This window comes from Photorhabdus sp. RM323S (assembly GCF_042879375.1).
GTDB lineage: Bacteria > Pseudomonadota > Gammaproteobacteria > Enterobacterales > Enterobacteriaceae > Photorhabdus > Photorhabdus tasmaniensis.
The window spans coordinates 1-20,421 of sequence record NZ_JBHFKZ010000012.1 but is presented as its reverse complement, the minus strand read 5'-3'; the positions used below and the strand labels follow the sequence as shown (position 1 = coordinate 20,421).

At 41.3% G+C, this 20,421-nt stretch carries 17 protein-coding genes and 2 pseudogenes; 11 read left to right on the top strand and 8 right to left on the bottom strand.

The features are described from left to right. Positions 1 to 143: 143 nt before the first annotated feature. From ACGF7G_RS07855 to ACGF7G_RS07840, 4 genes and pseudogenes are all read left to right on the top strand, one after another. Positions 144 to 2,024 (top strand): lipase family protein, encoded by a 1,881-nt coding sequence (locus tag ACGF7G_RS07855; RefSeq protein WP_133814912.1) that lies wholly within the window; start codon positions 144 to 146, stop codon positions 2,022 to 2,024. Between the two features lie 468 nt (positions 2,025 to 2,492). Next, positions 2,493 to 3,038, top strand: a complete 546-nt coding sequence (yfcD, locus tag ACGF7G_RS07850) for an NUDIX hydrolase YfcD (protein ID WP_166295570.1) — start codon at positions 2,493 to 2,495, stop codon at positions 3,036 to 3,038. A gap of 161 nt (positions 3,039 to 3,199) precedes the next feature. After that, positions 3,200 to 3,898 (top strand): annotated as a pseudogene (locus tag ACGF7G_RS07845) (Rpn family recombination-promoting nuclease/putative transposase); the annotation flags it as partial. Positions 3,899 to 4,184: 286 nt separating this feature from the next. Beyond that, positions 4,185 to 4,769 carry a rhomboid family intramembrane serine protease gene (locus ACGF7G_RS07840; protein WP_133814913.1) on the top strand — a complete coding sequence of 195 codons (585 nt, stop codon included), beginning with the start codon at positions 4,185 to 4,187 and terminating at the stop codon, positions 4,767 to 4,769. Positions 4,770 to 4,860: 91 nt separating this feature from the next. On the opposite strand, the gene ACGF7G_RS07835 is transcribed toward ACGF7G_RS07840, so the two are convergent. Then, positions 4,861 to 6,309 carry an NAD(P)/FAD-dependent oxidoreductase gene (locus ACGF7G_RS07835; protein ID WP_133814914.1) on the bottom strand — a complete coding sequence of 483 codons (1,449 nt, stop codon included), beginning with the start codon at positions 6,307 to 6,309 and terminating at the stop codon, positions 4,861 to 4,863. Between the two features lie 547 nt (positions 6,310 to 6,856). On the opposite strand from ACGF7G_RS07835, the gene ACGF7G_RS07830 reads away from it, so the two are divergent. From ACGF7G_RS07830 to ACGF7G_RS07820, 3 genes are all read left to right on the top strand, one after another. Continuing rightward, on the top strand, positions 6,857 to 7,309 hold the full coding sequence (locus tag ACGF7G_RS07830) for a DUF4225 domain-containing protein (protein ID WP_133814915.1): 453 nt from the start codon (positions 6,857 to 6,859) through the stop codon (positions 7,307 to 7,309). Positions 7,310 to 7,406: 97 nt separating this feature from the next. Beyond that, the gene (locus ACGF7G_RS07825; protein ID WP_133814916.1) at positions 7,407 to 7,661 is read left to right on the top strand and encodes a hypothetical protein; all 255 of its coding nucleotides are present in this window, start codon (positions 7,407 to 7,409) and stop codon (positions 7,659 to 7,661) included. Continuing rightward, positions 7,654 to 8,025 carry a hypothetical protein gene (locus tag ACGF7G_RS07820; protein WP_387464587.1) on the top strand — a complete coding sequence of 124 codons (372 nt, stop codon included), beginning with the start codon at positions 7,654 to 7,656 and terminating at the stop codon, positions 8,023 to 8,025. The genes ACGF7G_RS07825 and ACGF7G_RS07820 overlap by 8 nt, the downstream gene beginning before the upstream one ends. An 84-nt stretch (positions 8,026 to 8,109) precedes the next feature. On the opposite strand, the gene tssD is transcribed toward ACGF7G_RS07820, so the two are convergent. The 7 genes from tssD to lsrA form a co-directional block, all read right to left on the bottom strand. Continuing rightward, on the bottom strand, positions 8,110 to 8,514 hold the full coding sequence (gene tssD / locus ACGF7G_RS07815; protein ID WP_133814917.1) for a type VI secretion system tube protein TssD: 405 nt from the start codon (positions 8,512 to 8,514) through the stop codon (positions 8,110 to 8,112). Positions 8,515 to 8,705: 191 nt separating this feature from the next. Further along, a complete protein-coding gene (gene lsrG, locus ACGF7G_RS07810) occupies positions 8,706 to 9,005 on the bottom strand; it encodes a (4S)-4-hydroxy-5-phosphonooxypentane-2,3-dione isomerase (protein WP_133814918.1) in 300 nt (99 codons plus the stop codon). An 11-nt stretch (positions 9,006 to 9,016) separates the two neighbouring features. After that, positions 9,017 to 9,892: a 3-hydroxy-5-phosphonooxypentane-2,4-dione thiolase gene (lsrF, locus tag ACGF7G_RS07805; RefSeq protein WP_133814919.1), complete on the bottom strand. Its 876-nt coding sequence runs from the start codon at positions 9,890 to 9,892 to the stop codon at positions 9,017 to 9,019. Positions 9,893 to 9,960: 68 nt separating this feature from the next. Then, on the bottom strand, positions 9,961 to 10,980 hold the full coding sequence (gene lsrB / locus ACGF7G_RS07800) for an autoinducer 2 ABC transporter substrate-binding protein LsrB (protein ID WP_133814920.1): 1,020 nt from the start codon (positions 10,978 to 10,980) through the stop codon (positions 9,961 to 9,963). A 47-nt stretch (positions 10,981 to 11,027) separates the two neighbouring features. Then, entirely contained in the window at positions 11,028 to 12,029 is a 1,002-nt protein-coding gene (lsrD, locus tag ACGF7G_RS07795; RefSeq protein WP_133815011.1) for an autoinducer 2 ABC transporter permease LsrD, read from the bottom strand. Further along, complete coding sequence (lsrC, locus tag ACGF7G_RS07790; RefSeq protein WP_133814921.1) at positions 12,029 to 13,030, bottom strand: autoinducer 2 ABC transporter permease LsrC; 1,002 nt, start codon at positions 13,028 to 13,030, stop codon at positions 12,029 to 12,031. Before lsrC ends, lsrD begins: the two co-directional genes overlap by 1 nt. Then, positions 13,024 to 14,586 carry an autoinducer 2 ABC transporter ATP-binding protein LsrA gene (lsrA, locus tag ACGF7G_RS07785; RefSeq protein WP_133814922.1) on the bottom strand — a complete coding sequence of 521 codons (1,563 nt, stop codon included), beginning with the start codon at positions 14,584 to 14,586 and terminating at the stop codon, positions 13,024 to 13,026. The genes lsrC and lsrA overlap by 7 nt, the downstream gene beginning before the upstream one ends. Before the next feature lie 229 nt (positions 14,587 to 14,815). Between lsrA and lsrR the strand changes: the two genes are divergently transcribed. The 4 genes and pseudogenes from lsrR to ACGF7G_RS07765 form a co-directional block, all read left to right on the top strand. Next, positions 14,816 to 15,817, top strand: coding sequence for a transcriptional regulator LsrR (gene lsrR / locus ACGF7G_RS07780; RefSeq protein ID WP_207627112.1), 1,002 nt, complete (start codon positions 14,816 to 14,818; stop codon positions 15,815 to 15,817). A gap of 87 nt (positions 15,818 to 15,904) precedes the next feature. Beyond that, on the top strand, positions 15,905 to 17,497 hold the full coding sequence (lsrK, locus tag ACGF7G_RS07775) for an autoinducer-2 kinase (protein ID WP_133814924.1): 1,593 nt from the start codon (positions 15,905 to 15,907) through the stop codon (positions 17,495 to 17,497). Between the two features lie 412 nt (positions 17,498 to 17,909). Next, positions 17,910 to 19,232 carry an MFS transporter gene (locus ACGF7G_RS07770; RefSeq protein WP_387464583.1) on the top strand — a complete coding sequence of 441 codons (1,323 nt, stop codon included), beginning with the start codon at positions 17,910 to 17,912 and terminating at the stop codon, positions 19,230 to 19,232. Between the two features lie 693 nt (positions 19,233 to 19,925). Then, a pseudogene (locus ACGF7G_RS07765) lies at positions 19,926 to 20,421 on the top strand (winged helix-turn-helix domain-containing protein); the annotation flags it as partial.

Genomic DNA, 20,421 nt, shown 5'->3' with positions numbered 1-20,421 from the left:
AATTATATTCATTTGGCATTTATTGAATTTTATTATTATATTACGCTTGAGAGAATGAATTTTCTCTCCCACTATTATTAGTGTATCGAACTGATAATAAGCGTTGTATTACTTTCTCAGAATAAAAAAGGAAAATAATAATTATGAACGAATTATGCCCACGAGACTCTATTGATGGTCAAAAAATTATGGAACATTGGGTGGAGTTCCAACTTGTTGATGAACAAGGTAATCCATTAGTTAATATGCCTTATCGCCTGATAAGCCAGAGGGAGCCGTGTGATGAACGTAAAGGAGTAACTAATGATCAAGGATTGCTTAGGGAAGAAAGTTTGTCGCCAGATCCAGTAACGTTGTATATCAGTGCTCAACCATTAGCCGATGAAATGGAGCAGCGCCCATTACGAGAAAAGCGCGATATCAATGCATCGGTAGTCAAATCGAAAACCAAAGCAGAAGGCCATCAATATCGTTATGTGACCATTGGTCAGATAAGTGATGGCTTACCTGTAATTGATAAATGGAAAGAAGATAAACCGCCAGGCTATCATTTCCCAGACCCGGTACCGAAAGGTTTTGGAATTCCCTCAATAAATTGCCGGTATGTTCTGGAAGTGTGCCCATTTCGGGCCTGGGTATTATTGTTACATCATCAGCTTGATTACTCCTTGGTGAATGCTTATAACCTGGCGTTAATGGGGGTGCTATCATATTCTAATAATAATGTTGATGTGGCAGGTTCTATTACCCATTTTTTTAACCGACAGATGCTGGATATATCCCAATTACCCAATAAAATAGAAAAAATAGCGCGTTCCCCGATTGTTTATGATGTGCCATTTCGTGAACGTTACACTGATGTTGTATTTATTGATTCGAAAGCGAGTCAAAACCTATTAGGAGACACTGAGTTATTTTATGCATCGAATCAACAAGATATTATTGTCAGTTGGCGGGGGACGGCCAGTATAGATAATGCCCTCACTGATATTATGTACCAGCCATTGAGGTTGGGCTGTGGTCAAGGCGGCGTATGTAGTGGTTTTATTGAAAATGGTAAGGTCCATAGAGGTTTTTGGGAAGCATTTAATCTTATTAGCAAATTAAAAGCTCCCGGCTCTGATAAAAGTATGTTTGATAAAATTATTAGTTTAGTTAAAAATCGAAATTTATTTATCTGTGGTCATAGTTTAGGCGGTGCTCTGGGATTATTGCACAGCGCACAACTGAAAAAATACCATCCTTGTTTGTACAGTTATGGGATGCCGCGGACATTAACCCGTAGTGCGGTAAAAGAACTGGAAGATATTACACATTATCGTCATCTAAATGAAAATGATTTGGTTCCCTCAGCTCCCCCGGAAAAAGACCTGGATAACTGGCTTTATGATTATTGGGGGCCGCTGGGCTATTTATTCAGCACTATTGAATTGTTGGGTTTGACAAAAGGTGATGAAGTTTTCTTGCATCATGGAAAAATAGTTCACTTTTATAAAGCTAATCTGATTATTGAATCTTTAAAAAAGAGTGATTCAAATAACTTTATACGGCTGAGTGATATATTACCTGTCGACGTAAAATTGTATTTAATTCCGTCATTGAATCATGAGACGGAAGATAATATGAAGGAAGCATTAGAGATTCAGAAAGAATTTTTTAAACATATAAGTGACTCTGATAGGGCTAAATGGTTTCCTCGTAATGACAACCCGAAGTTAAAAGATGCTTTGAATCTGCCTGATCACCGTATGTTTAAATATATTCATTACATCGGTGATCGAATTGCAGAGTTGGTTGAACCGAGGAAATATCATTTTTATCGGGATAAAGCGCGATTATTTGAAAGAACAATGGAGGAAAGGTCTGATATTGTTTCTGATATTCGGCAACGTAATAGCCTATTTTTACATATGGATGATCAGTTAACACAAGCACTTATTTATACTAGGCAAAATAAATGGGGTAATTTGGCTTTGAAACGCTATACGGATAATTTTGTACTGATTGGAGAGGATTGGATGTGATGAATATGGGAAAATGCTTGTCAGTAACATTAATATCAGGTTTTACGCAAGTATTAAGTCATATAAGGTATTGAGATTAAAGCAGATCCGTATGAATATACCGAAGGTGGCTATAATTAGTGGAAAGGATGAGTGGGTTGAGTACCCCAATGGGTGAATTGATATTAATAGCCAAACGGTAGGTCATTGTAAAATAATGTTGGCATAATGAGGGGCATAAATGGATTAGCCCCTCTTTTCTGGTTTTTGAGGTTGATAAGGTGCAGATAATCAACCCCGTTATCACTGCGGGTAAAAACCGTATCGCATTACGGTTCATCAGGAGCCCTATTTCGGGTTCAGTTAAAGGGTTGCATGAAGCGTCCGAAACGAATAACTTCGTAGAGCCTCTATCAATTTGGTTATTTTGAATAGGTTAACCATTCTATAGACTTGCAATTTCTTGCTAATAAAAAAGGTTTTTTGAAGATGGAACAAGAGAATACAGAGGGTGTTGAGTGGATTGATATTGTCAATGAAGACAATGAAGTCATTGCTCAGGCTACACGTCGGCAGATGCGCGCCCAGTGTTTACGGCACCGTGCCACTTATATCGTAGTTCATAATGGTATGGGAAAAATTCTGGTTCAGCATCGTACAGAAACTAAAGATTTTTATCCGGGAAAATTGGATGCGACCGCAGGTGGAGTTGCGCTGGCGGGTGAAAATATGTTGGATGCAGCCCGGCGCGAGGCAGAAGAAGAATTGGGTATCGCAGGCGTTCCTTTTGCCGAGCATGGTAGTTTTTATTATGAGGAAGAGAATTGCCGTATCTATGGCGCATTATTCAGTTGCATCAGTCATGGCCCATTTGCTTTACAGGAAGCGGAAATTGACGATGTGTGCTGGCTGATACCGGAAGAAATCACCGCGCGTTGTGACGAATTCACCCCCGATTCGTTGAAAGCGCTTTCTCTGTGGTTGACTCGTAATAATGATTTCGATGAAGTTATTTTTAATAAAAAAACTGACTGATTCAGCTGTCTGTTTTAATTGAGTAATTAAGCTCCCAGCAGGTGGAGCTTTTTCTGTCATACTTAAATCCGGCGGATTCACATGATAAGTGCAACATCGTTAGTCTGGAAGTAAACAAGTTCGTATTCCTTTAAATAACTCATTCGGTGTTTTCCCACCCCGTGTATTGCGTGATCGAACACCAGAGCTCTCCGGACAAGATGATAGCATTTCGATTGATACGTTACAGTATTTCAGCCATGCAACGGCATCTGGAGCAGGGACATGAAAAATTGCCGCTGGTCATTCCGGTGTTGTTCTATCACGGGAAAATACAGCCGTATCCCTGGAGTACCAACTGGCTCGACTGCTTCGATGATCCGGCGCTGGCGAAGGAAATCTATTCCGGTCCATTCCCGCTGGTCGATGTGACGGTGATACCGGATGATGAAATCCTGACGCATAAACGGATCGCGCTACTGGAAATGGTGCAAAAGCATATTCGGCAGCGAGATATGGCGGAGCTGCTGCAAGAGTTGGTCATACTGCTGGCGTATGATTACTATACGGATGAACAGTTAAAAAGCGTGCTAAACTACTTATTACAGGCGGGAGATACCGCCGATCCAGAGGGTTTTATCCGGCGACTGGCAGAACAGTCTCCGAAGTATGAGGAGGTACTGATGACAATAGCACAAAGATTGGAACATAAAGCACGTCAGGAAGGACGCAAGGAAGGGCGCCAAGAGGGGCACCAGGAAGGGCACCAAGAGGCAACTTTGAAAATTGCTCATGCATTGCTGAACAGAGGAATCGATCGTGAAACGGTGATGAAAACCACCGGTCTGAGCGAGAACGAGCTTAAGCAAATACGCCACTAACTCGTGTTGAGAGTGCTTAATCAGCATTCAACGATGCGTGTTAAAAGAGGATGTTACGGTGACTGTCAGAACAGTCACCGAAGTATAAATGGTGATGAAAATCATCGGACTGAGCTTGAACAAGTGTCTAACAAACTTACTGTTGATACGTTATCGGCATAAAAATGCTTGAGTCAATGTACGAAACGCATAGAAGCGGCACATTTACATTCCAAACGATAAGGCCAAGTCTGAATCTACTGTAAAAGTGATAATCAAGATATAAGGTTAATAAGGCAACAACACAGTGAAAATAGAGCTAAAACAACACCTTCGTATCCTGATAGGATTAGCAGCAATACTGATCATAACCCAATTGTTTGATAGTTTAACCGGCGGCGCACTAAACAATTTCGGTATTATTCCCCGATATGCTCAAGGGTTAATCGGTATTCCACTATCTCCATTCCTACATGGTAGCTGGGAGCACTTGTTCAGCAATCTCCCCGTATTATTAGTATTGAGTGCGTTACTGATGACACACTCCATTCGTTATTATGTGCTAGCTAGCTTATTTATTATCTTTGTGGAAGGCATATTAGTCTGGTTATTTGGACGCACTGCTATTCATATTGGTGCTAGCGGATGGATTTTTGGTCTGTGGGGATTACTGCTGGCTAACGCCTTTTTCCTGAGAAGAGCAAAAGATTTCTTCTTTGCGATTCTCGTGTTTGTGTACTACGGTGGGATCGTATTTGGCCTGTTACCGTGGCAAGAAGATATTTCAACGGAAGCACATATCTTTGGCGCGATATCTGGATTGATTTTCTCTTGGCTGTCAAAGAAATGGGTAAAAAATGAACCTGGTTATTCTTGTTCCAAGAATAAATAAATGACCATTTAAAATAGAATGACAACTAATAGCCCGTTTATGATAACGGGCTGGTAATGGATATAATCACTGATTTTTTGATTTAGCTTGATTATGTCCATTTCAACGCAGCATCATCGATAGGCTGCTCCAAAACCTGTTTATCTTTTTTATAATCATGTGGAACCTGCCAGGTTGAACTGCGTCCTTGACGAGGAAGAGAATCCGCTGCACGTTTTATATAACCAGACTTCAAAGCACCAAAAATATTTTCGTCCTCCAGCATTTCACCTGGTTGAGCATAGGGTGTTACAACCGTCGCACCGCGACGCTCCATCTCGTTCAACAAGCGGCAGATATATTCCGCAGATAGATCAACTTTCAACGTCCAAGCGTTATTGATATAACCAAACAGACAGGCAAAATTAGGGATATTCTGTATCAACGTCCCCTTATAGAGCATTCGATCATGACTTTGCTGCTTTTGCCCATCAATAGAGAGTTCAATCCCGCCAATAAAATGTAATTTCAGCCCAGTCGCTGTAACAATAATATCTGCGGGTAATTCTTTGCCGGATTGTAACAAGATACCGTTTTCAGTTATGCGTTCAATATGGTCAGTAACGATAGAGGCTTTACCTTCTTTCAGTACTTTAAATAGGTTACTACTGGGAATAAAACATAGCCGTTCATCCCATGGCATATATTTTGGAGTAAAATGCTTCATGTCAAAATCTGGACCGACACGTTTGCGAGCAGACGCCAGCAAAAACGATTTCAACAAGTTAGGTAAATGTCGACTCGTTTTATAAAGTAAACGGTACAGAAAGAGATTGCGATTTCTACTCAATGTGTAAATCCAGCGCTGTGGAATAATGCCTTTGCAGTACTCTGCTATCTTATCTCTTCCCGGTATTGAAAAAACATAACTGGGGGAGCGCTGTAACATCGTGATATGTTCAGTATCATTTGCCATAGCAGGGAGTAAAGTGACTGCTGTTGCGCCGCTACCAATGACAACAACCCGCTTTCCTTTATAATCCAATCCTTCAGGCCAGTGTTGAGGGTGAATTACCGGGCCTTTGAAATTTTCAATGCTGGGGAATTTAGGTAAATAAGGTTCATCATAGTTGTAATAACCTGTTGCAGCGACGAGAAAATGACAGGTAAATTGCCGGGTTTCTCCACTGATTTCATCAATTGCGGTGACGGTCCACTGGCGAGTTGCATTTGACCAGTCAGTCTGAGTGATTTTTAGCCCAAACTGTATTTTCTTATCAACTTCATACTCTTTTGCTGTTGCATGGATATAACTTTTAATTGAAGGCCCATCTGCAAAAATACTGGTGTCTGTCCAAGGGCTGAATTTATAGCCATAGCTCATCATATCTGAATCCGAGCGAATGCCCGGATAGCGAAACAAATCCCAGGTACCGCCTATCGTATGGCGACGATCTAAGATAATAAATTTCTTATCAGGACATTTCTTTGTTAAATGACATGCTACGCCAATGCCAGCAATACCCGCGCCAATAATCAAAACATCATAATGGTTATTCATTGTTATTTCTCCCACTAGGTCATCTTTTGATGATATAAATATCCCGTAATCAAGTTATGTTATTTTTTATTCAGTAGGATTTCCACTGTTAGAAACAGTGATTATTTCGGTTGAAATAAGTTGGAACAACATGAATCGGAACTAAGATCCTTCTCAATCCATAAAGGATTAATTTTGTGTCGGAAGACGGAGAGGGCAGAGCACCGTATCTCAGTGATCCGTTCAATATCCTGTTGGAACATAAAATAATCTGGAGATAAAGGAGATGCTCTGAATTATTTCAAAGATGTAGATTAACTTTTTCCTGAATTGAACTAAGATGATTTAATAGAAGAATTCAATAAGTATTATATAGAGAATTCTATTGAATTTGTCCTGCTTAATTCTTTTTCACCTAAAAATCTCATAGGCTTTGCTAGTATTTTCATTCTGGTGTATTTTGTCAGCAGGAAAACCTATTGATTGTTTATTTATTGTGGTTTAATAATATTGGTTATCCACTGGAATCTATAATCAGCATCCACGGATTCAGGGTTTACAGTTATTTTTGAAACAAGTTGGTTTTGTTAGTGGTGGCTCTCAAATTTTTGCAGGTATTGGGGTGTGCGTGGCCTCTCTTGGTGCAGCTTGTACGGGTTTTGGTGTTCCATTATTGGTGCAAGGAGGAAATAATGTTTATGAGAATGGGTATTACCTGTTATTAAGAAAGGAGGTTTCAGATCCGGCAAGAGATGTTTATCGTGATGTGGCTAAAACACTTGGTTATAGTGAAGCTGATGGTGATAGAGTTTACGGCTATGTAGATCTGGGGTTGTCTGGGTACGGAATGGTAAGATCTATTGTGAGGCTTGGGACTTTTCGTCTATTTAGATATATTAAATCTGATTACATCAGAGGGTGGCAAGAGATGGGGAAAGTACCTTTGATTGCTGAAATTATCGGTGATGCTGTGACTGGTTTCAGTATTTATTCGATTTCTAATGGTGAAAAAAATGAATAATGATGTGACATTGTCATATTACAATATCTTTTTTGTTATTGTTTATTACGCAATATCTATTTTAGTGTTTATTATACTTTTTAAGCTGAGATGGCACGTGAAGGATTATATTCAAGCAGTGTTTTTTTCTATTGTTCTTTCAGTTTTCACTATTATTCAATATAATATTTTAGCAAATGGTGGGGTGCTGATATATATATATCCTCATTATTTTAGTATTTACGATTATAGTTCAATTCGGTTTGGTGGTTTGTTCTTTCTAATTATATATTCCTGTTTGATGCCTGTGAGTCAATTTTATCGTGAGGAAAAAGAAAAGAAGAGCAAAGGTAATGGTGAAAAAAATGAATAATGATGTGACATTATCATATTATAATTTCTTTTTTGTTATTATTTATTACTTAATGTCTATTTTCGTATTTATTATGCTTTTTAAGCTTAGGAGGTACGTAAAGTTCCATATTCACGCAGTGTTTTTTACTATTTTTCTTATAGTTGTTGATACTGTTCAATATAATATTGCAGTAAATGGTGGTGTGCTGATATATATATTTCCACATTATTTTAGTATTTACGATTACGATTACGATTACGATTACGATTCGATTTTTTATGGAGCTTTGTTTTTTTTAACTGTATATTCTTGTCTTTTGCCTGTGAATAAATTTTATCGTAATAAAGAAAATAAAGAAAATAAAGAAAATAAAGAAAATTGAGACTTATTTAATAGTTTACAAAGCGCAGCCTGTTTTAAAGTTGTAAAACCCCACCTACCAAAGAAGTGGAGATTTTATTAGGTATTAATATACCGTATCTTCCCATGTACTATAACCACTCGTCCCTACAATAATATAGATCCATATTATGCTTTTATATATTAATAACAATGTTTCTTGAGGTTGTTGGTCATTATGTTCTAAAAAGTTAGGATGGAGGATACTGTATTCCAATATCTTAGCTCCGATGAGCTTTAATTTAAAATATAATTCCAGTCCTCTATTTGAACTTGTCCGATAAAGATCAATGAAGCAATCCAATAATTCATTATTGGAAATTGTAACACCTAATAAAGGCGTTGATTTATCGACAGGCTTTTTAATTATCACCGGTTGATGATTGACATTTTTCTTACGTAACATTGAGTGGCTTAAACTGTAAACCAAAATTTCATCCTGATGACTCGCTTGGTATGATTCATTAGCGATATCGGTATTGCTAATATGACATTCAACAATGTTGGCTTTGGTACTTGGATATTCTGTTAGGAGTTATTGCTCATTGATTTTACTGATCGGCAAGAAAAACGCAGGAACAGGATCCCCGGGAGGGATATTCCACCCCGGGTTTTTCAGCAAATTGTAAACAGCATTATCTCTTATCGTTATATTGCTGTGGCTTATTTCACTTCTGGCATCACACCAATAAAAGCGGTTTTCTTCCTTGGCTCAGATATCAGGGATTCAAGCTCTTCAACACATTTCAGATAATGAAGTGTTTTTTTATGTGCATTGGCAGCTTCTTCATCGACATACGCTTCATAAATATAAAAACGGGTAGGAATATTTTCATCCCGTAATACATCAAAGCGCAGATTACCTTCTTCCTGAATTGAACCCAGATGATTGAAGCGGAAAACGTCAAGAAACTTATCTAATTTGTCTTGTTTAACATTAATTTCAACCATAGTGACATGCATTTTAATTCTCCTCACCCTTTTTCACTTAAAAATAATTCATAAGCTTTGCTGGCATTTTCATTCTGGTGTACTACCGCGTGAACAGCTTTCAACATCGCAACCGGTGCTTCGGATTGGAAAATATTGCGCCCCATATCGACACCCGCAGCGCCTTGATCAATTGCCTGATAACACATCGCCAGCGCCTCTTTTTCTGGCAGCTTTTTACCACCAGCAATCACGATAGGTACTGGGCATCCGCTGGCAATACGCTCAAAGCCAGTATCGACATAGTAAGTTTTGATAATTTGCGCGCCCATTTCAGCAGCAATACGGGTCGCCAGAGAGAAATAACGCTGATCCCGCACCATATCCTTACCAACGCCGGTGACTGCCATGGTTGGCATCCCATAGCGCATTCCCTGATCGACTAACTTGATAATATTTTTGATCGACTGATGCTCATGTTCAGAGCCGATATACACCTGAGCGGCTACCGCACAGACATTCAGGCGCAAAGCATCTTCCATAGCAACAGCGACTGCTTCATTGGACAATTCCGTCAGAATCGAGTTGGCACCGGAAGCACGTAACACCACTGGTTTATTGGTTGCGGGCGGAACCTGACTGCGAAGAATACCGCGGGTACACATCAATACATCAGTATGTGCAAACAACGGGGCAATATTGATATCAATGCGTTCAAGGCCAGTTGTTGGCCCTTGAAAGTAACCGTGGTCGAAAGCCAGCATAACAGTTCGATTGGTTTTGGGATTGAAAATACGTGATAGTCGTGATTGCATTCCCCAATCAAGTGCACCACAGCCTTTCAGTTCAAATAAACGGTTCTTCTGCGGGACATCAAGACCAAAATCTTTACCATCTTTAATATCGTCTAAATCTGCCATTTTTCCTCTCCTAACTAGCTTACACTGGGCCAGCAACCCTTAATGGCGGAGATTGCCGGACAGTAGAATTAGAAATCGTACTGATTGATATTGTCTTTGGTGAAAATCACCCGTTCAGGCAAAATAACAATACCGTTTCCTTTGGCTTCATAGCTGTAGCCCTGAATACTGTTTGGTGCAACTTCGACGGTGCCAATATCAGGAATATCGAGTTTATCTCCGACATTTAAATCACCTCTCCTGAGTAATTCGTTGGCAACATGGATTGAAATCTTGCCTTGACTAACAACATCCCACAGCCCGAATTGCTTCACGGTTCCGCGTTCGACATAAGGGCGCATGACATTGGGGGTGCTGAAACCCACTATTGCAACGTTTTGTCGTTTCAGATTTTCCGCAGCCTGTGCAGCCGCAGGCAGCGCATTGGCATCCGGGGCAATAATCGCATCGAGATCACCCCAAGCTTTTAAAATTCCTTCCGCAGTTTGTAAGGATTTTGTCGCATCGTTATAACCAAACTGAGTGGTAACAATTTCCCAACCCGGATGTTCTGCGGCGATTTTATCTTTGGCTTGTTTTACCCATTGGTTTTGGTCGGTGACTGTTGGGCTGGAGTAAAAAAATGCAACTTTGGCCTGCGCTTTTTTCACCTGATTAGCGGTCATATCTACCAGCATTCCGCCCAGTTGATTTGGTGTTCCCTGATTGATATAGATAGAACGGCATTCCGGTGAAGTGTCTGAATCCCAGGTCAGAATTTTCACTCCCCGCTGCATTGCCCGTTTGAGTGCAGGACACAAGCCTTCCGGTGAAACCGCAGACACCACAATAGCGTCATAACCCTGATTGACGAAATTATTGATAAGCTGGACCTGTCCGGTAACACTGGGCTCTGTTGGTCCATCATAGGTAACATTGACCCCGAGCGCTTTTCCGGCTGCTACGGCCCCCTGACCTCCACTGGTAAAAAAGCCGACACCGACCAGTTTAGGGATAAAAGCGATTCTTTCCGCCGCATGTACCCAAGAGGTGCAAACCAGACTTAATACACTGATCAGCGCCAGTTTTTTCAGGATTGGTGCTTTCATTACTTTCTCCTCATTGTTAGGTTTCAGCATGGCATTACCTCTGTCAATCAGGAAGGTAATCTCTGATTGCGCCAGCGCTGCATCCAGCCACGGATTTGGTGGCGATGTAAACTGATTGAACGGCCTACTACCGCAATAATCAGCAGTGCGCCGGAAAGGGCGCTGGATATCTGGTTCGGTATACCGATCATCTGTAATCCCTGTTGCAAATAACCGATTAACAGCATAGCCAGCGCTGTACCGATAATTGAACCTGAGCCGCCGTAAATATTGGCCCCACCTAATACCACGGCGGTGATTGCCGGCATCAGAAATGACGAACCAAGATCAGAACGCGCCGATCCAAAATAGGAAACCAGCACAATAGCGGCGATAGCGGCGGCGATACCTGTCAGGGAATAGATAAGATACAGGGTTCGGGCAACCGGAATGGCGGCATAGTGGGCAGCTTTGTTGTTTTGACCCATCAGAAAAATGTTGCGTCCACTGTGAGTACGATGCATGAAAAGCCAGAAAACCAGTACACAGATGATAAACAGAGTTAATGGTACAGGCAGACCCAATAAAGTCAGATTGACGAAGTCAGTGAATGCCGGTGGAAAGCCGCCAATCCCTTCATAACCTGTGGCGCCGAAAATACCGGAAAGCAGCAGCGCACTGCCACCAAACAGGTACAGCGTACCGAGCGTAATAACCAAGGGGTTAACGCCGGTGTATAAAATCAGCGCTGCATTGATGATTCCACACATTGCACCGACCATCAGCGTCAGGGGAATGACGGCGGCCATCGGGATCGCCGCCTGATTCATCACACCCAGCGATATTGCACACAGGCCAATTGTTGAACCGAATGAAATGTCAATACCACCACTGACGATAACCATCGTCAGTGGCAAGGCAACAATGCCGATACAGATAAAATCACTGGTACTGAATAACAGTATATTGATATCCAGCATTCGTGGGTTTGCTATACCAAATAACAAAATTTCCATAACCAGTAATACAGTTAAGGTTAATTCCCAGCCATAACGCTGACCGATATTCATCATGTCACCTGATCATTGTTGTCATTTTTGAGGAAACGGGCATATTTCTGCTGGCGGATATTCTTTTCAATCGCACAACGAAGGCGTCCGTCAAAAACCAACACGGCCAACAGAACAAATCCGGCAATAAAATCGTTCCACCAGGCAGGAAGTTTTAGCAGTATTAATCCGCTGTTTATCTGGGTCAGAAAAAATGCGCCTAAAATAGCACCAATTACCGAACCTGTCCCGCCGAGCAAACTAATACCGCCCAGCACACAAGCGGCAATCGCTTTCATTTCTAGCCCATTACCGGTTTGATTGGGGATAAAACCAATCTGGGAAGCAAAAACAATCCCGGCCAGAGCCGCCATCACGCCGTTAACTGAAAAAGCGATAATTCGGATGCTATTTGTACGAACACCAAGCTGACGGGCACCTTGCAGGTTGTCACCTATTGCGTAAAAGCCACGGCCGAAAGCGGTTTTTGCCAGTATCCAGGCCATTGCCAGTATCAGAATCATTAACAACCAGCCGATGGGGGAAATATTCAGCCATAGCGGCGCGGAAAGACTTTTCAGTTCATCAGGTAAACCTTCAATCCATTTACCATCGGTGAGCAGGAGCATGAATCCACGGTAAAGCCCCAGCGTGCCAAGGGTGGCAACAATAGCGGGAATTTTCAGCCAGGTGACCAGCACGCCGTTAAACAACCCGGCACACATACCGAGCAGAAGAGTGAACAGACAGGAAACGGGCAAACTGAATCCTGCATTTAGTGACATCCCCATAATAACCGCGCATAAGCCGGTAATGGAGCCGACAGAAACATCAATATTGCGGGTCAGCATGACCAGTGTCGCACCCATCGCAAGCAAGATAAGGATTTGCGCACTGCTGAAAATCAGGGTAACGGTTTGCAAACTAAAATACTGTTGATCGATAACACCCAGTAAGCCAAACAGGCCAAGAATGGCGATCAATGCGGTTATTTCACGGTTATTCTGGATAAATCTCAACATGATGTCGCCTTATCTGTTTTTATGGTGGGGACAGTCTGTTGTGATTTATATCCACCAAAAGCGATATGCATAATAGTATCGACATCCATCTGAGGTTGAATCAATTCGCCATTAATTTCTCCCTGATGCATCACCAATACCCGATCCGCTGTCTGAACTATTTCATCCAGATCGGATGAAATAAAAATGATCGCCACCTGTTGCTGGGCGATATGACGAATCAGTTGGTAAATATCATTGCGTGCCGCGACATCCACGCCACGTGTGGGTTCATCAATAATGAGCACTGCGGGGTGAGCCTCAAGGCATTTAGCAATCAGAATTTTTTGCTGATTACCTCCAGACAGGGTTTTGACTGGCTGATTGATATGGCTGAATTTGATATTTAAAGCTTGGCGATAGCGTTCAACGACGGCGGCATCATAGGTCGGGTGTATCCAAAATGAGCTGTTGTTATGGGTTAACGCGCAGATATTCCAGCTTAGGGATGAATCCGGAAATAACCCCGATGATTGTCGGTCCTCTGGTAAATAGACCAATCCTTGTTTCAGACGTTGAACGATTTTTAGCTTGGTAATTGAACACTGTTTTAATTTGATTTCACCAGATACCACAGGACGCAGGCCATAAAGTGTTTCAGCTAATTCTGTACGACCCGCACCGACAACACCGGCCAAACCCAGAATTTCGCCGGGTTTCATGGAAAACGTGATATTGCGGAAACCTTCACCATTCAGGTCAGTCACGGTCAATACAGGTAAATCAGATGAGATCTTTTGCTGATTATTGTTCAGCTCCGGCCACAATTTTTCTGTGTCGGTTAAGGGGTTATTTTTTGCTGTGGGGGTAATGGCTCGAATGATGTCATCGGTTGTGTAATCACCGGTTTTACCACTCAGCGCAATGCTGCCATCACGCATGACACTCACTTGATCCGCCAGCTGGCGAATTTCAGGGATTTTGTGAGAAATAAAAATAATGCCGACGCTTTGCTGCTGTAGTTCACGGAGCCGGGTAAATAAGCGTTTGGTTTCTGCCGGTGTCAGGGAGGCGGTAGGTTCATCGAGAATTAAAACGTTTGAATTACGCATCAGGCCACGCATAATTTCGACCAGTTGTTGATCGGCAACATTGAGACTGCCCGCACTGACATTGAGATCTAATTGACAGCCAAGTAATGCCAGCAAATGTTTCATTTTGGCCTTATCTGCCTGACGCTTGGGCAAACGGAACAGTATATTTTCCTGTACAGACAAATTAGGAAACAGCAAGGGTTCCTGTGGTATCAGATAAATACCAAGTTGATGTGCTTTGGTGGGATTGAGATGGCTGACATTATTGCCATCAATCTTGATAGATCCTTTATCCGGTTGTTCTATACCGGCAATGATCTTCATCAGTGTTGATTTGCCTGCACCATTACCCCCTAACAGAGCATGTATCTGCCCTGGAAGCAGAGTAAAATCAATATGTTTCAGTACCATTACGCCGGAAAATTGCTTACTGATGCCACTGACTTCTAATAGCGGTGGTACTGCGGTGTTGTTATGTAACATCGCGGCATCCTCTTAATGCAGGTGCTGAGGCAAACAAAATGAACATTTATGTAACTAAAAAACAATTGTTCAACATGGTAGCTGTTAAATTGTGACATTGGCACTATTTAGATCACATTTTGTGAAAAAATTAGATCTGCGTAATATTATGTTCAAATTTTTACGGTAAGACTCTGGCGTGTTATACGTTTTAATGGTTATCTGTTGAGTGCGGATAAAAGAAGTGGTTATGTCAATAAAATCAGCGAAAGAAAAAGCAGTTAAAGAGAAAAATGTGTCGTCCGAGGACACCTATCCGGGTAATAGCATGAGTGAAGAAGAGCTGCTTGCGCGTATTGCATGGTTTTACTATCACGATGGCCTGACACAAGGGGACATCGGCGATCTGTTGGGTTTGAGCCGGTTAAAAGTTTCCCGGTTATTGGAAAAAGGGCGGCAGTCAGGTGTGATTCGGGTACAAATTAACTCTCGTTATGAAGGGTGTCTGGAGCTGGAAGATACCCTGCAAAAACATTTCTCTTTGAAACAAGTGCGCGTTTTACCTGCGCTGGCTGATATGAATCTTAATGCCAGATTGGGGGTTGGGGCGGCCCATTTGCTGATGGCGTTGATTGAACCACAGCAATTACTGGCAGTCGGGTTTGGTGAAACCACCATGTGCACATTGCAGCACCTCAGTGGTTTTATCTCATCACAACAAATCAGGCTAGTGACGTTATCTGGTGGTGTTGGTCCTTATATGACCGGCATCGGCCAACTGGATGCCGCCTGTCCAATCAGTATTATCCCCACACCACTGCGTGCTTCGACTGCTCAGGTCGCCGAAACATTCCGTCAGGAGAGCAGCGTCCGTGATGTGCTGTTGGCGGCTTGCGCGGCTGATGCGGCTATCGTTGGTATCGGCGCGGTTAATCAGAAACAGCAGGCGACCATTATGCGTTCTGGCTATATCAGCGGTGGTGAACAACTGATGTTTAGCCGGAAAGGCGCGGTGGGCGATATCCTTGGTTATTTTATGCAAGCGGATGGTCAATTGGTGGACAATATGCAGATTCATCAAGAACTTATTGGCATCTCTATGCTGGAACTGAAAACGATTCCAACGGTTATTGGGGTTGCGGGAGGAGAGGATAAAGCGGAAGCCATTGTTGCTGCACTTAATGGTCAATATATCAATGCGCTGGTAACGGAAGAGCAGACCGCCAGAGCGATGCTGAATTTGTTGCGCTGAACTCGCATTCCATCTATCCGCAAATAAACAGAAAAAATTTGAGGTAAGGCTATAAGTTCAAAAAGTCATTAAACTGAGGATAGCATCATGAATCAACGCCGTAGTGTTAATCCATCGGGAAAATATCTGATGGCGCTTGATGCAGGAACAGGGAGTGTTCGTGCAGTAATATTTGATCTTGAAGGGAATCAGATAGCCGCAGGGCAGGCTGAATGGATACATCAGCCTGTACCTGATGTACCGGGCTCAATGGAGTTTGATTTAGTGAAGAACTGGCAACTGGCTTGCCAGTGTATCCGCCAGGCACTGAAAAAAGCGGAATTGCCCGCCAGTGCTATCCAGGGGGTGGCGTCCTGCTCCATGCGGGAAGGGATCGTGCTTTATAACAGCAACGGTGAGCCAATTTGGGCCTGTGCCAATGTGGATGCGCGTTCCAGCCGTGAAGTGAGTGAATTGAAAGCGCTGTATAACAACACCTTTGAATATGATGTTTATCAGTGTTCAGGGCAAACGTTAGCACTGGGGGCGATGCCCCGTCTGTTATGGCTTGCGCATCACCGTCCGGATATTTACCGTCAGGCAGCCGCCCTAACGATGATCAGTGACTGGCTGGCAAATATGCTCAGTGGTGAATTGGCCGTCGATCCCTCTAATGCCGGTACAACCGGAATGCTGGATTTGGTAAGCCGTGACTGGCGTCCCAACCTGCTTGAGATGGCCGGTTTACGTTCTGATATTCTTTCTCCGGTAAAAGAGACAGGAACCCTGTTAGGTTACATCACTGAAAAAGCCGCGTCTCAATGCGGACTTAATATTGGAACACCGGTCATTATGGGGGGAGGTGATGTACAGCTCGGTTGTCTTGGCTTAGGGGTTGTCAAGCCGGCACAAACTGCGGTTCTGGGTGGTACTTTTTGGCAGCAGGTTGTCAATTTGCCAGAGCCGGTTACGGACCCGAATATGAATACACGGATAAACCCGCATGTTATTCCCGGTATGGTTCAGGCGGAATCCATCAGTTTCTTTACCGGTTTGACAATGCGTTGGTTCAGGGATGCATTTTGCGCGGAAGAGAAATTATTGGCGGAGCGTCTTGGTGTTGATACTTATAACTTACTGGAAGATATGGCCGCCAGAGTACCCGCTGGCGCTTATGGCATCATGCCGATTTTTTCTGATGTAATGCGGTTTAAAGCCTGGTATCACGCGGCACCTTCTTTTATTAACCTGTCGATAGATCCTGAGAAATGCAATAAAGCGACATTATTCCGCGCATTGGAAGAAAATGCGGCGATTGTCTCGGCTTGTAATCTGGATTTGATTTCTGCATTTTCGGCGGTTAAACCGGATTCATTGGTATTTGCCGGCGGTGGTTCGAAAGGAAAATTATGGAGCCAGATTTTATCTGATGTGACAGGGCTGCCGGTTCGGGTACCAATGGTTAAAGAATCTACTGCCTTGGGATGTGCAATCGCCGCTGGAGTAGGGGTTGGACTTTATGATGCCATGAGCACGACGGGGGAAAAGCTGGTACGTTGGCAACATGAATATCAGCCAAACCCTGAACATTATGAAGTGTATCAAAAGGCTAAAAAGAATTGGCAGGCGATATATGCCGATCAGCTAACTTTGGTCGATCATGGTTTGACAACTTCATTATGGAAGGCTCCGGGATTATAAAAATTTCAGGTGTAATCTTGCCCCTGATTTTCATTTTCTTGTTATGCTTTTTTACTACCTATCCCATTAAGGCTATTTTATTTGTTCTTCTTTGTAATAAAGAGTGAACCTGTGGTGGGATAGGCTCTTAGAATCACATTTTTTCATTATTATCAATGCGATTTTTTATCTGCAATTCTTTAATTCTTATCCCTTTATTCGAGATATATCCGGTAATCTTGTGGTAATATTTACCCTGAAAGACTTCTATTGATGGGCCTTAATGTCTTTAGTTTCATATTTCGGGTTAGTTGATGCAGTAATAAATTAAAAATAATAACGTCAATTATATTTTTCATAGTAATAATATAAGCATAAATAAAATTAACACAGAAAGTATTAAAACAGTTTTCTTTACGATTGGTGATTCAATATGAATAGCACTAAAACAGTCAATGTCCAACATATTATTAATAATCAAAAACTTTCGAAAGTTCAATGGCAAGTATTAATTCTCTGTTTTTTAATTGTTGTTATTGATGGTTTTGACACTGTATTAATGGGATATATTGCACCAGCAGTAATAAATGATTTTAAAATAGAAGGTGCTATTCTTGGGCCAACTATGAGCGCTGCACTTTTTGGGTTATCATTGGGTTCGATCTTTTCTGGGCCACTTGCAGATCGGTTTGGTCGAAAGTCAGTGCTGATGACATCAGTCACTGTTTTTGGCCTATTTAGTCTTGCCACAGCTTTAGCCGGTTCAATACAGACATTAACTATTTTGCGTTTTTTGACTGGGTTAGGTCTTGGTGCCGCAATGTCAAATGCGGTAACTCTAATGTCTGAATATGCACCAGAGCATCGGAGATCTTTGTTAATAAATATCGTTTTTTGTGGTTTTCCTCTTGGCGCAGCAGTAGGGGGAATAGTTTCCGCATGGATTATTCCATATTTTGGTTGGCGGGGTGTTCTGATTTTAGGGGGGATTTTGCCATTATTTCTGTCTCTATTTCTCCTCTCTTTATTACCTGAATCACTTAGGTATCTGGCTTTGAAAGGGGGAGCCGAAGGTAATATAAGGCGGATTTTGTCTAAAATGACCGGTAATTCTTTAAATGATATAAATAAGTTTATCTTTGATGAAGAAGAAATTATACATAAGTCGTCAGTTAAAGCGGTTTTATCTAATCGATTCTTACTTGGGACTAGCATGTTATGGACAACTTATTTCATGGGAGCGTTGGTTTTTTATGTGCTGACAAGTTGGTTGCCGTTTTTAATGAACGATGTTGGTTTCAGTATTAGCATGGCGGCAACACTGACAGCATTATTTCCTTTGGGGGGCGTAATAAGCGCTGTTTTTTCCGGTTGGTTAATGGATCGAATTAATCCTCATAAAGTGGTAGCAACTAATTATATATTAGCGGGTATTTTTGTTTTCTTTATTGGTCAGGGAGAGAATGTATTATTACTGAGTATTTTTATATTTCTTGCCGGAATAACAATGAATGGCGCTCAAGCATCAATGGGGGCCATCTCCGCACAATTTTATCCGACTCATTGTCGGGCAACGGGGGTTGCCTGGATGTTAGGATTTGGAAGATTCGGTGGAATTTGCGGTGCTTTATTTGGAGCAGAATTGATCAGATTTGAATTAAATCATAGCAGTATTTTTGCAATTTTATCCATTCCTGCTATTTTAGCTGCTTTAGCATTGATATTTAAAAATATGAGTGATAGAAGGCGTAAATAAATAACTTTATGAGGAGATTACAAATATATTTAATTAATATCATTCTTATTAGGGATTATTTTATTAAATGAATCCACATGGTTTATGAAAAAGTTTATTCCCTAGGTTGAAAATGTTATTAAAGTCGATTGTTTTTTAATATATTATCTGATTAACTTATTTTATATTCTTATTTGTTTTTTTACGGTGTATATAAGCATTAATAAAGAAAATGATCTTTCTCATTTTCACTGAAAGATTTATGATAGGAAGATTTTTAACTGTTATTAAAAGCCATCTTTTTAATCTCTGGTTTTAATTAGTATAATAAGGTGTTAGCCGTTTTTTTTATTTGCTTTTTATTAAATTTAATCATCATGGTATATTGTATTTTACGTTTAATCAACGTTAATTATATTCGCTTTTTATCTTTATTGAAGCTGTTTTACTGGTAATCTTGAGTAGTTTTCACAAGTTACCCTCTTGTATTTTATCTTCATAAATCAACCCATAAATAGCTTGGTAGTATAAAGGCACCTCTTTTTTTTACGGAAAATATTCTTTTTCTCGCTGATTTATTTTAAGTTTTCTGTTAATGATTAATGTCATTTAAAAAACTGTACTTATTAGTCGAATCCGCTTCCGTCTTTTATATATACCCGTAATCATTGAAGATGCTTGATTTTATCCGAAATGGAGATCATTATCCTCGCTATGAAAATATTTATTACATCAGAACAAAAAATCAAACTTGAACGTCTTCACGACACCACTCGTGATGGTCAAGTACGAGACAGAATAAAAGCTATCCTTCTGGCTTCTGAAGGCTGGAGTTCTGTCATGATAGCCCAGGCATTGCGACTCCATCAGACCACCGTTGACCGCCATATCCGTGATTACCTCAATCAGGGGAAACTTAAATCTGATAATGGGGGGTCTGATAGTTTACTTTCTTGAGAGCAAACTGATTTTTTCATCAACCACTTATCTCAAAATCTTTTCCATTACACACATGAAATCGTGGCCTATGTTGCTCAGCTCTGGAATATGACCTTTAGCATTCCAGGCATGAATAAATGGCTACACCGTCAGGGGTTTTCTTATAAAAAACCTTGTGGGATCCCTCATAAATTCGAGGCGGAAAAACAGAGACAATTTATTGAATATTATGAACATCTTAAAGTCACAGCGAAAGATGAACCTATCCTCT